This is a genomic window from Streptomyces sp. NPDC088747 (genome assembly GCF_044751025.1).
Taxonomy (GTDB): domain Bacteria; phylum Actinomycetota; class Actinomycetes; order Streptomycetales; family Streptomycetaceae; genus Streptomyces.
Window position 1 is genome coordinate 54,303 of the sequence record NZ_JBIVKZ010000009.1, and the last position, 12,064, is coordinate 66,366.

8 protein-coding genes are annotated in these 12,064 nt (G+C 73.3%); 3 read left to right on the forward strand and 5 right to left on the reverse strand.

The features are described from left to right. Positions 1-12: 12 nt before the first annotated feature. On the reverse strand, positions 13-825 hold the full coding sequence (locus tag ACIP79_RS21860) for a Tat pathway signal sequence domain protein (protein WP_401225766.1): 813 nt from the start codon (positions 823-825) through the stop codon (positions 13-15). Positions 826-1,003: 178 nt separating this feature from the next. Between ACIP79_RS21860 and glgX the strand changes: the two genes are divergently transcribed. Beyond that, positions 1,004-3,112 (forward strand): glycogen debranching protein GlgX, encoded by a 2,109-nt coding sequence (glgX, locus tag ACIP79_RS21865; RefSeq protein WP_383684343.1) that lies wholly within the window; start codon positions 1,004-1,006, stop codon positions 3,110-3,112. Between the two features lie 195 nt (positions 3,113-3,307). Next, positions 3,308-5,710, forward strand: coding sequence for a malto-oligosyltrehalose synthase (gene treY, locus ACIP79_RS21870; RefSeq protein WP_401225769.1), 2,403 nt, complete (start codon positions 3,308-3,310; stop codon positions 5,708-5,710). Here treY and ACIP79_RS21875 read toward each other — a convergent pair. After that, positions 5,670-6,674: a cytochrome P450 gene (locus ACIP79_RS21875; protein ID WP_401225772.1), complete on the reverse strand. Its 1,005-nt coding sequence runs from the start codon at positions 6,672-6,674 to the stop codon at positions 5,670-5,672. The two genes, treY and ACIP79_RS21875, sit on opposite strands and share 41 nt — an antisense overlap. Before the next feature lie 1,539 nt (positions 6,675-8,213). Between ACIP79_RS21875 and ACIP79_RS21880 the strand changes: the two genes are divergently transcribed. Further along, entirely contained in the window at positions 8,214-9,464 is a 1,251-nt protein-coding gene (locus ACIP79_RS21880) for a M14 family zinc carboxypeptidase (protein WP_401225774.1), read from the forward strand. Positions 9,465-9,484: 20 nt separating this feature from the next. On the opposite strand, the gene ACIP79_RS21885 is transcribed toward ACIP79_RS21880, so the two are convergent. The 3 genes from ACIP79_RS21885 to ACIP79_RS21895 all read right to left on the reverse strand — a co-directional run bounded on the left by ACIP79_RS21885 (position 9,485) and on the right by ACIP79_RS21895 (position 12,016). Next, positions 9,485-9,907: an SSI family serine proteinase inhibitor gene (locus ACIP79_RS21885; protein WP_383688128.1), complete on the reverse strand. Its 423-nt coding sequence runs from the start codon at positions 9,905-9,907 to the stop codon at positions 9,485-9,487. Beyond that, the gene (locus ACIP79_RS21890) at positions 9,904-11,229 is read right to left on the reverse strand and encodes a M14 family zinc carboxypeptidase (RefSeq protein ID WP_401225777.1); all 1,326 of its coding nucleotides are present in this window, start codon (positions 11,227-11,229) and stop codon (positions 9,904-9,906) included. The genes ACIP79_RS21885 and ACIP79_RS21890 overlap by 4 nt, the downstream gene beginning before the upstream one ends. Positions 11,230-11,464: 235 nt before the next feature. Then, complete coding sequence (locus ACIP79_RS21895) at positions 11,465-12,016, reverse strand: FHA domain-containing protein (protein ID WP_383684988.1); 552 nt, start codon at positions 12,014-12,016, stop codon at positions 11,465-11,467. Between the last annotated feature and the right edge of the window lie 48 nt (positions 12,017-12,064).

The following is a 12,064-nucleotide window of genomic DNA, read 5'->3' on the forward strand; positions in this document are numbered from 1 at the left end:
CCGGGGCCCCGGTCAGCCGACCTGGCCGACCTTGCGGGCGCTCAGGTCGACGATCACGTGACGGCTGTCGATCCAGGGCCCGTTCGTGACCTTGGGGAAGAGCCGTACGCAGCGATGGGTGCCGCAGTCGGCGAGCGCGGTGGCCGAGCCCGGGACCGCGCGGTAGACCATGCTGTTCAGGATCAGCTGGCCGGGCGAGGTGAGTTCCCTGCCCGTGGCGTCCTTGTAGTCGGCCCGCAGTCCCGCGCCGAGCGGGTCGCCGATCAGCAACCGCGCGGCCTCGGTCATCTCGTCACGGCTGATGGGCGGCTGGACACCGTGCTGGGTGTCGGTCCCCTCGACCTTCCCGGTGTCGAGGTTGACCGTCCGGGTGACGAGCGTGTCGTCCTTGTAGTCGTAGAACCGGACCTCGGCGCGCCGCGGCGCGTCCGGGTCGTCCAGTTCGTCCTCGGCGGGTTCGGCGAGATCGACGCCGATCCGCTGCGGGCCGGTCTCTCCCTCGACGTCCTCGGAGGACACCCGCAGTTGCCGGTTCAGCGCGATCCGCTCGACGCGCTCGGTCTCGTCGTCGGTCAGCGGGTCGCGGCCGACGCCCTTCTCGCCCTCGGCCGCCGCCTCCTCGACGACGCCCGGGAGCACGTCCGCCGTTCCCTGCTGCCCCGCCGCCTGCGAGGTCTGTCCACTGCCGCCCGCCCCGGCTCCGGCCGAGTCGTCGGCTCCCGCCGTGCCCGGCAGCGTGACAGCGGCCATGATGGCCGTCCCCGCCACCGCTATGGCCGTACCCGCCACCACCTTGCCCAGATGGCGGTGCACTATGTTGCGCACGTTTCCCCCTACTCCCCTTGGTCGGTCGGGAGTGTTTCGAGCCCTGCTGGTTCGGCACACGAGGTATGCCTGGTCATTGGGTAAGAGGGACGTAAGTCATATGAGGTTCCCTCACTTTCGGGGAGACTCGGCTCGGAGCAGCCCTCAGGGGCACGGCACTACTGGAAGAGTCATATCCATGCAGGTCTGGCCTGGAGAGGCATATCCACTCGGTGCCACGTACGACGGTGCCGGAACCAATTTCGCGGTCTTCTCGGAGGCCGCCGACCGTATAGAGCTGTGTCTGCTGCACGACGACGGCTCGGAGACGGCGGTGGAGCTGCGCGAGAGCGACGCGTTCGTCCGGCACGCCTATCTGCCCGGGATCATGCCCGGGCAGCGCTACGGCTTCCGGGCGCACGGGCAGTACGCGCCGGAGCGCGGGCAGCGCGTCAACTCCGCGAAACTACTGCTCGATCCGTACGCGCGCGCCATCAGCGGCGCGATCGAATGGGGCGAGGAGGTGTACGGCTACCACTTCGGGGAGCCCGACAAGCGCAACGACCTCGACTCGGCGCCGCACACGATGACGTCGGTGGTGGTCAACCCGTACTTCGACTGGGGCGACGACCGGCCGCCGCGCACGGAGTACCACCACACGGTGCTCTACGAGGCCCATGTGAAGGGCCTCACCATGCAGCACCCCGAACTGCCCGAGGAACTGCGTGGCACGTACGCGGCACTCGCCCACCCGGCGATCATCGAACACCTGACCAAACTGGGCGTCACCGCCCTGGAACTGATGCCCGTGCACCAGTTCGTGAACGACCACCGGCTGGTGGACATGGGCCTCAACAACTACTGGGGCTACAACACGATCGGCTTCTTCGCCCCGCACAACGCGTACGCCTCCTGGGGCGACCGCGGCCAGCAGGTCCTGGAGTTCAAGTCGGCGGTCCGGGCGCTGCACGAGGCCGGCATCGAGGTCATCCTCGACGTCGTCTACAACCACACCGCCGAGGGCAACCACCTGGGGCCGACGCTGTCCTTCAGGGGCCTCGACAACACCTCGTACTACCGTCTGACGGACGACCCCCGCTACTACATGGACACCACGGGGACCGGCAACTCCCTGCTCATGCGCTCCCCGCACGTGCTCCAGCTCATCATGGACTCGTTGCGCTACTGGGTCACCGAGATGCACGTCGACGGGTTCCGCTTCGACCTCGCGGCCACGCTGGCGAGGCAGTTCCACGAGGTGGACCGGCTGTCGTCGTTCTTCGACCTGGTGCAGCAGGACCCGGTGGTCTCCCAGGTGAAGTTGATCGCCGAGCCCTGGGACGTCGGCGAGGGCGGCTACCAGGTGGGCAACTTCCCGCCCCTGTGGACCGAGTGGAACGGCAAGTACCGCGACACCGTACGGGACATGTGGCGGGGCGAGCCGCGCACGCTGGCGGAGTTCGCGTCCCGGCTCACCGGCTCGTCCGACCTCTACCAGGACGACGGCCGCCGTCCGCTGGCCTCGATCAACTTCGTGACCTGCCACGACGGTTTCACCCTGAACGACCTCGTCTCGTACAACAACAAGCACAACCACGCCAACGGCGAGGACAACCGCGACGGCGAGAGCCACAACCGCTCCTGGAACTGCGGGGTGGAGGGCGAGACGGACGACGAGGCCGTGCTGGCCCTGCGCGGACGCCAGAAACGCAACTTCATCGCCACGCTGATGCTCTCCCAGGGTGTCCCGATGCTCAGCCACGGCGACGAGTTCGCGCGCACCCAGGGCGGCAACAACAACGGCTACTGCCTGGACAGCGAGGTGTCCTGGGTGCCGTGGCCGGAGCAGGAGGGCGAACTGCTGGAGTTCACCCGCGCGATGGTGTGGCTGCGGCGCGACCACCCGGTCTTCAGGCGCCGCAGGTTCTTCCACGGGCGCCCCGTCCAGGGCACCCACGACGAACTGTCCGACATCGCATGGTTCACCCCGGAGGGCGGGGAGATGACCCAGCGCGACTGGGGCTCCGCGCAGACGCGTGCCCTGTCCGTCTTCCTCAACGGCAACGCGATCTCCGAACCGGGCCCGCGCGGGGAGCGCATCGCCGACGACTCCTTCCTGCTGATGTTCAACGCCTCGGCGCAGTCCCTGGAGTTCGTGGTGCCCGTCAACCACGGGCGCCAGTGGCAGGTGATCGTCGACACGGCACTTCCGGAGGGAGTCGCCCCGGGAACGGGCGCGAAGGTCGAGGCCGGGGACCGGCTGACCCTGGTCGACCGGAGCATGACGGTGCTCCAGCGGCCGGCCTAGCCGGGCGGTCGCGGCTCTTCGGGGCACGCGCGCGTGGCGGGCTTTTCCGGTCGTACGTCGTCGGCCGCGTCCCCGGTCCGGGGGCGCGGCCGACGGCGCAGGACCGAACGGCGTTCGACGAACGGGCACGCTCGCGCGTGCCCGTTCGCGTGTCCCGATGACACGAAACGCGCCGGGGCGGGTACGTAGGTTCCCATGACACCTGAGCGTCCAGAGCCGGTGCTCCCCGAGCCCGCGCCGACCGTCGTACCGACCGCCACCTACCGGTTGCAGCTCCAGCCGGAGTTCCCCTTCGGGGCCGCCGAGGCCGCGGTGCCGTACCTGGCCTCGCTCGGCGTCTCCCATCTGCACCTCTCCCCCGTCCTTGAGGCGGTCCCCGGCTCGACGCACGGCTACGACGTGGTGGACCACGCGCGCGTGCGGGAGGAACTCGGCGGGGAGGAGGGACTCCGCGCCCTGGCCCGCACCGCGCGGGAACACGGCCTCGGCCTGGTCATGGACATCGTGCCGAACCACATGGCGATGTCCCCGCGGCACAACCGCCCGCTGTGGGAGGTGCTGCGAGAAGGCCCCGAGTCGCCCTACGCGCGCTGGTTCGACATCGACTGGGACGCCAAGGGCGGACAACTGCTGCTGCCGGTGCTGGGAGGCCGGCTCGGCACCCAGACCGGTGACCTGAAGGTCGACGGCGACGTACTGCGCTACCACGACCACGTGTTCCCGCTGCGCGAGGGCACCGAGAACCTGCCGCTGGCGCGGCTGCTGGACGCCCAGTGGTACCGCCCGGTGTGGTGGCGGCTGGCCCGTACCGAGCTCAACTACCGGCGGTTCTTCAGCATCTCGGAGCTCATCGGGGTGCGCGTCGAGGATCCGGAGGTGTTCGCCGCGACCCACGCGAAGATCCTGGAGCTGCTCGACGACGGCGTGGTGGAGGGGCTGCGCATCGACCACCCGGACGGGCTGGCGGATCCGGACGCGTATCTGCGCCGGCTGCACGAGGCGACCGGCGGGCGCTGGACGGTGGTCGAGAAGATCCTCGCCGACGGCGAGCCGCTGCCCGCCGCCTGGCCCGTGGCGGGCACCACCGGCTACGACGGGCTGCGGCACGTCGACGGCCTCTTCTCGGACCCCGCGGGGGCGGGCGAACTCCTGGGCGCGTACCGGCGTTTCGCGGCCCCGCAGAGCGACCGCGGCGGCCACTGGGAGGCGACGGTGCGCCGGGCGGCGTACAAGGTGGTCACACACGAACTGGCCACCGAGGTCGAACGCCTCACGCGCGAGGCGAGCCGGCTGTGCGACGCCTCCCCTGACCCCGCGCTGCGCGACCACGCCCCCTGGGCGCTGCGCACCGCGCTGCGGGAACTCCTCGTACGCCTTGAGGTGTACCGGCCCTACCCCTCCTCGGACGCCGCCCTGGTGGTCACCGAGGAGGCCGCCGCCGAGGCCCGCGCGGCCTTCACGGTGCCCGAGGAAGCGCACGCCGTGGACGTCGTACGGGACCTGGTGCTGGGGCGGGCCGGTGACGGGCCGGGGCACGCGGAGTTCCGGGCCCGGTTCGCGCAGACCTCGTCCGCGCTGCGGGCCAAGTCCATGGAGGACACCGCGTTCTACCGCTATGTGCCCCAGCTCTCGGCGAACGAGGTGGGCGGGAACCCCGGGAGCCCGGCCGTGTCCCCGGAGGACTTCCACGCCTACTGCGCGCGCGTGCAGCGCGACTGGCCCACCACCGGGACCGCGCTCTCCACGCACGACACCAAGCGCAGCGCGGACGTGCGGGCCGCGCTCTCCGTGCTCACCGAGTGCCCCGGGCAGTGGGCAGGCGTGCTGGCCGAGGTGACCCGCGACGGTACGGGCGTGCCGGACCCGCAGGTGGCGTGGGCGGCGTGGCAGACGGTGTTCGGGCTCGGTCCCGCCGACCCGGAGCGGGTCCAGGGGGCCCTGTTGAAGCACATCCGGGAGGCCGGACTGCACACCGCCTGGACCGAGCAGGACCCCGCCTACGAGGAGGCGGTGGCGGCGTTCGTCACGGAGGGGCCCTGTGGGGCTCCCGGGCGGCGCGTGGCGGACTTCCGGGCCTCCCTGGCCCCGCATGTGCGGGCGAACGTCCTGGGGGCCGCTCTGGTCCATCTGACGATGCCGGGGGTGCCCGACGTGTACCAGGGCACCGAGGGCGAGTACCTGGCGCTGGTGGACCCGGACAACCGGCGGCCGTTCGTACCTCAGGAGCAGGCTTCGGACAAGGCGGCGCTGACCGAGGGGGCACTGCGGCTGCGTGCGCGGCGCCCCGCCGTCTTCGGGGACTCGGCGACGTACGCGCCGCTGGAGGCACGGGGCCCCGGCGCCGCGCACTGTGTGGCGTTCGAACGCTCCGGGGAGGTGGTCACCGCCGTCACCCGGCTGTCGCTGCGGCTCGCCGAGGCGGGCGGCTGGCGCGACACGGTTCTGGTGCTCCCGGAGGGGCGGTGGGCCGATGTGCTCACCCCTGGGCGGGAGTTCACAGGGCACGCGCGCGTGGCGGAGCTTTTCGAGCGGGTGCCGGTGGTGCTGCTCGAACGGGTCAGCGAGGACGCACCGGGAGAGTCCGCGGAGAGCGGCTGACCAGCCCCTCCGGGACGGGCCGGAAGCCCGGGACCCACCGGAGGTCCGGCAGCACGGTGAGCAGGGCGCGCAGACCGTGTTCGGCGGTGAGCCGGGCGAGCAGGACGCCGGCGCAGAAGTGCCGCCCGGAACCGTGGGCGAGCTGCCCCGGATCGGTGCGGAAGACGTCGTAGCGGTCCGGGTCGGCGAAGCGGGTGGCGTCGCGGCCCGCGGAGCCCAGCAGGCACGCCACGGTGGCGCCCACGGGTATCGCGCCGACGGGCTCGACGGCCCGCCGCAGCACGATGTGCAGCGGCGGGTCCCGGCGCAGCGACTCCGCCCACGCACCGGCCGCGAGCGCCGGCCGGGCGCGGACGATCCGCAACTGGCCCGGATGGTCCAGGAGGTTGGCGAGGAACGACGCCAGTCCCCGTGCGGTCGCCTCGCCGCCCGCCCCGAGGAGTGACCCCGCCAGACCGGCGACGGCCTCGTCCGACAGCGGGCGTCCGTCGACGTGGGCCGTGCACAGCGCGGACAGCAGATCGTCGCCCGGACGGGCGCGGCGGCGGGCGATGTACGGGCACAGGAAGCTGTCGAGTTCGGGGTGGTGGCCGCCGAGGTGGTCGAGGCCGGTGCGGCACCACTCGTGCACGCGCGCGGTGTCCTCGGACGGCAGCCCCAGCGCGGTGACGACCGCCGCCGTGGGCAGCCACTGGCAGAACTCGGCGACGAGGTCGGCCTCCCGGCGGGCTGCGAGACGCCGCGCGAGGACGTACGCCGTACGGGCGACACCGGCGGTCAGGGCGGCCAGCGCGGCCCCTCCCAACGCCGGGGAGACGACGGCCCGGTGCGCGCTGTGCGTGCCGCCCTCCAGATGAGTCAGGGTGCGCCCCGGCGGCAGCGCCACGAGCCGCGGATCCGCCAGCGCGGCCCGCACATCGGCATACCTGCTGACCAGCCACGCCCCGAACCGCTCGTCATACACCAGGGGGTGCCGCTCGCGCAGGACACGGTAGAGCGGGTACGGGTCACGCTCGGTGGCGGGGTCCAGGAGGCTGGGGGGCGGGGGGTTGGGAGTCGGGGGTGGGGGCGTGTTCGGGGGTGCGCCGAGGGTCTCTGTCCCGGGCGGGGTGACGGGTTTTGGGGGTACGGGGGTGGCTGGCGGGGGCCTTGTCGTCCGCGGGCCCGTCCCGGTCACCGGGCCGGGCCCGGTCACCGGGCCGGTCCCGGACGCTGGGCCGGTCCCGGACGCTGGGTTGAGCCCGGACGCTGGGTTGAGCCCGGCCGCTGGGCCGGTCCCGGCCGCTGGCCTCGTCCCGGTCGCTGGCCTCGTCCCGGTCGCTGGGCTGACCCCGGCCGCTGGCCCCGTCCCGTTCGCCGGCCTCGTCCCGATCGCTGGGCTGACCCCGGCCACTGGCCCCGTCCCGTTCGCCGGCCCCGTCCCGATCGCCGGGCTGACCCCGGCCGCCGGCCTTGACCCGGCCGCTGGGGCTGACCCCGGCCGCTGGCCCCGTCCCGTTCGCCGGCCCCGTCCCGATCGCCGGGCTGACCCCGGCCGCCGGCCTTGACCCGGCCGCTGGGGCTGTCCCGTTCGCCGGCCCCGTCCCGATCGCCGGCCCCGTCCCGGCCGCCGGGCTGACCCTGGCCGCTGGCCCCGTCCCCGCCGCCGGGCCGGTCCACGGCGGCGGGCTTGTCCACGGCGGCGGGCTCGACAAGGTGCACGCGCTTGCCGCCCAAGGGCTCGGCGGCGTTGCGGGGGCCGGGCGCCACGAGGTCCGGGCGGCGGGTCCTGCACCGGAAGCGGACCCGGCGGCGGAGGGAGGTCCGAGCGTCGACGGCGGTTCGAGCGCGGGCCCTGTCGCGGGGGCCGTTCCAGGCGCGGAGGTCAGCCCACTCGCGGAAACCGAGCCGGACTCGGAAGCCGAGCCACACGCAGGCCCCAGCCCACCCACAGCCGCCGCCCCAGCCACGGAAGCCGATCCACACGCAGGCCCCGGCCCACCCGCAGCCGCCGCCCCGGCCACGGAAGCCGATCCACACGCAGGCCCTGGCCCACCCGCAGCCGCCGCCCCAGCCACGGAAGCCGATCCGGACCCCTCCGACGGTCCCGGCCCCGCCCCGGCCAAGCCTGCCGCCCCAGCCGGGATGGGTATCGGGGCGTCGTCGCCGGGCAGGCCGTGGAGACACAGCACCGTCGGCCTCCCGACTCGGATGTGCGCGCCGATCCGCGCGCGACTGGTCTCAGCGGACCACCGCGGCGCCCGTACCGCAGGCCGCGCTCACCCGTACGGGTGAAGCCGGTCCCGCCGGTGGGGACCGGACGTTCGAGGCGGCAGCGGCGGGACGACGACGACCGTCGACGGGCGCAACCTGCATCAGGACCCTGTACGCCATCTGTCGGTGCACGTTCCCTGCCAGCGGTGAATACCCATTGGCGCCCCCGGGAGCCGCCCCTTGGTCTCCTTGACAGTTCATCCGGTAAGTGGAGTACTGCGAAGGGCGACGCAGGGCGGACAAGTCGGGGGTGAGTCTCCTGCCGGAGTTGCGCTACCCCACTGTGACCGAAACCGCCTCGTCCGCCCGGGCGTTGGCAGCTCACCGGCCCGGCCTGTGCCGGCTCAGACAGGTCGGCGTCTCGCGCGGGGGCAGACCCCTCCAGCTGCTGTCCATCGGCCACGCACCACGCGCGGTCCTCGTGGTGGCGGGCGCCCACGCGAACGAACCGACCGGCGGCTCGACCGTCCTCGCGGTGGCCGAACGGGTCCTCCACGAGCGGGAGTTGCGTGCCGACACCTCCTGGCACTTCCTCCTCTGCGCGGACCCGGACGGGGCGAGCCTCCACGTGACGCCCGCCCCGCGCACCCTGCTCGACTACCACCTCGGCTTCTTCCGCCCGGCGGGGCCCGAGCAGCCCGAGTGGGCCCCGTCCGTACTGCCGCCCGACCGGCTGCCCCCCGAGACCCACGTCCTCACCCGGGTGATCGACGAGCTGCGGCCCTATCTCCAGGTCAGCCTGCACGGGACCGATGTGGGCGGCAGCTGGGTGCAGTTGACCAGGGACGTCCCCGGCCTCGCCGAGCCGTTCGCGAAGTCCGCGGCGGAGCTCCACATCCCGGTGGAGACGGCCGCCTCGGACGCCGCGGGCTGGCCCGCCTCCGGGCCCGGGGTGCACGTGATGCCGGCGCCCGGCCTGAGAGCGGCGTACCCGAGCATGCCGGACGACGCGCGGCACAGCACCTGGTACCACGCCCACAGGTACGGCGGCCTCACCGCGGTCGTCGAGGTGCCGATGTGGGCCAGCGACCTGGTGGACGACCCGACACCGCACCCGGCGCCCGGGGCGGCGATGCGGCGGCTGGCGCGCAGGCTGCTGCGGGACACGCTCCAGGTCGAGGCGGTGCTCACCGAGGCGCTGCCCCGGCTCCAGGGCCCCGACGGACCGCTCCTACGGGCCTCCAGGTGGGCGCTGGAACTGGTGCCCGGCCTGGCCGACGACTGGGTCAGGACACCGCCGCCGAACACCACGATGGCGTACGTCGGAAGTGTCGACGCCTTCGGCCGCCGGCTTCCGCTGCGGGCCGCCGCGATGCTGCTGCGGGTCCTCGGGGAGGCCGGCGACCGCGACGCACCGCGTCTGGAACGGCTCGTCGCCGCCTGGAGCGACGCCTTCGCCGACCGCTTCCGCGCCCGCTGGGTCCCCCTGGACCACCAGGTCGAGCACCAGACCCGTACGGTGATCGCCGCGGCCCGTCACGCGCGCGACGCGTCGGCCTGAACCGATCCGGACGGCGAGAGTCAGTCCGCGAGGGCGAACACCGATCCCGTCTCGACGCCCATCAGGCAGGTGTTCGAGAAGGTGTGGGTGTACTCGGTGGGCCGGCCGTTCCACTCGCCGTGCGCGGAGGCGGTGACCGGCGCGTAGATCATGGGGCAGAGGACGTCGGCCCTGACCGGGATCCTGGTGATGTCGCCCTCGGCGGCGCGGAGTTCGGCGCAGGCCCGCGCGGCGTGCGTGTGCCCCTGCGGCGGATCGCAGAGCAGCAGGGTGCCGCGGGTGTCGCTGGATCGGGCGTCGCCGGTGGTGACCGTGACGTACAGCCAGTTGCCCGGCACGACGTGCCGCGGCGTCACCTGAGCCTGTGCCGGGGTCGCGGCCACCGCGAGAAGGGCCACCGTCGTGAGCAGGGCGCTCCGTACCGTTCGAGAGGTCTTCGTCATTCCCTGTGCATCGGCACGGCGGTCTGCGAGCCGCACCCCGTCTCACCCGAAAGAGGACCCACGCGCGCGTGCCGCCCGGCGAGTTCGAACACGGCGAGCACCACACGTGCCTGGTACTCGACCTGACGTGCGACGGGGATCCAGCGCGCCCCGCAGCCGTCGCGGTAGTCGGCGCACCACTCGTCGATCAGCAGGTCGAGCTCCGGCAGGACTCCCCGCGGGTCGGCTCCGGAGCCGGTGACCAGTTGGTGGAGCAGTCCGGCGGTGCGCAGGGCGACCCGGCGTCCGGCGAGGCGCAGGGCGGTGAGGCGGGCGGTGTCGAGCGACGGCAGGGGGCGCGCTCCGCCGTCGTACAGGTCGGGGTCCCACGAGTCGGCGAGGCCGGGGCCGACCAGTAAATAGTCGTCCACGGGGGCCAGCAGGCGCGCCACGTCCGGGGAGCCGCCGAGAACGGGCCGCACGCGCGCGAGGATCCCCTCCAGGAGGCGGGTGTCGCGGCGCAGGGTGTGGCTGACGGCGCGCAGCACCGCGTCGGCGTCGGCGGGCGGCGTGGCGTCCTCCACGGCGGCGACCCCCCACATGGGGGCCTCGACGACCGCGGTCACCGTGCCGTACGGGTGCGGGTGGAACCAGGTGGACTCGACCGCGGCCTCGGTTATGGCGGCAGCGAGGTCTCCCCGGCGCGGCGGCGGGATGCGGTAGACGGCGGGGCCGAGTGCCGGCCAGTACAGGGTGTCGTACGGGCCGAGTTCGCGCGGGATGCCCAGGCGGGTCGCGGAGTGTGCGACGCGCTGGGCGATTCCGGGCAGTTCGTGGGTGAGTTCCACGAAGGCGCCGCCCACGTCGACGCCGTGCAGGGAGCACTGGAGGAAGGGCCGCAGTTCGTCCTGGAGGTCCAGGAGCGCGCGGGTCTCGGGCAGGGTGGCGCCGTCCGCGCCGTCGGGCAGCCATTCGGGCTGCTCCAGGAAGCCGGGCCGGAAGAAGTGCCTGAAGTAGTTGCCGAGGGTGTACGGGCCCGACAGCCAGGCCTCGTTGCGGCGGGAGCCGTCGGGGTCCAGGCAGAGCAGCAGGTTCCAGGTGGCGTCCGCGCCCTCGCACAGCCGGGGGTCGGCGAGCGCCCGTTCGGCCAGCCGCAGGGCGGTGGCGCCGCCCACCGGTTCGTTGGCGTGCGGTCCCGCGACGACGAGGGCCTGCCGGCTGCCGTGCCCGACGGACAGGAGCCACAGGGGCGTGCCCGCCCTGGACGTGCCCACGCGGCGCAGCCGGGCGTCACGGGGACGGCGGGCGACGAGCGCGGCAGCACGGGCTCCCAGCTCGTCCACGGTCGGGTAGCGAGGGAGCGGCGGCAGGGCACACCTCCACCTACGTGGTGCCGTCGGTTCACCAGATGTGCATGGTGTCCGCACAGTCAGTCACGCCCATGGGGGTACGTCAACACTGTGGAAGGTAAGGAGAGTCGAGGAGAACGGTGTGCGAAACCCAGGCCAGAGGTCGGTCCGACGGCGGCACGGCGGTGCTGCGCCGCGTGAGTGCGAGAGCGGCCCGGGGCGAGCCCTCTCAGCCCGCCGAGAGCCTGAACGTCATCCGTCCGAAACCGATCTCGTCGCCCTCGCGCACGACGGCGGCGCCGATGACGCGCCGTCCGTTGACGGTCGTGCCGTTGGTCGAGCCGAGGTCGCGCAGTACCCAGAAGCCGCCCTGCCGGCTCAGTTCGGCGTGCACCCGGGACACCGTCTCGTGGCTGAGCCGCAGACCGCTGCCGGGGTCGCGGCCGATCCGCAGCGGGTACGGGCCCGTCGGGTGGGGCAGCAGCAGCTTCGGGAGCCGCTCGGCCCGCCATGCCCTGCGCAGCCGCGCGCTGAAGCCGGACACCGCCTCGACACCGCCGAACAGCGCCTTCGCCCAGCGGTTCTCGGTGGGCAGGTCGGCGGTGAGCACGGCCAGCTCGTCGGACCTGCGGGCGTTGAGCGCCAACTCCATACGGCGGATGAACGTGTCGTGCGAGAGGCGCCCCAGGGCGACGCCGTCACGGAGCACCTTCAGCGCCCGGTCGCGCTCCGCGTCGGACAACCGCGCGGGGTACGTGGGGAACTCGAATGACGACGTCACGCTGGTGATTGTCGGGCAGCACGGGCGAGGTGTCCAGAAAACGCGGAA

Coding starts and splice junctions, on each gene's coding strand:
- glgX (WP_383684343.1), top strand. CDS start 1,004: ATGCAGGTCTGGCCTGGAGAGGCATATCCACTCGGTGCCACGTACGAC.
- treY (WP_401225769.1), top strand. CDS start 3,308: ATGACACCTGAGCGTCCAGAGCCGGTGCTCCCCGAGCCCGCGCCGACC.
- ACIP79_RS21885 (WP_383688128.1), bottom strand. CDS start 9,907: ATGACGAAGACCTCTCGAACGGTACGGAGCGCCCTGCTCACGACGGTG.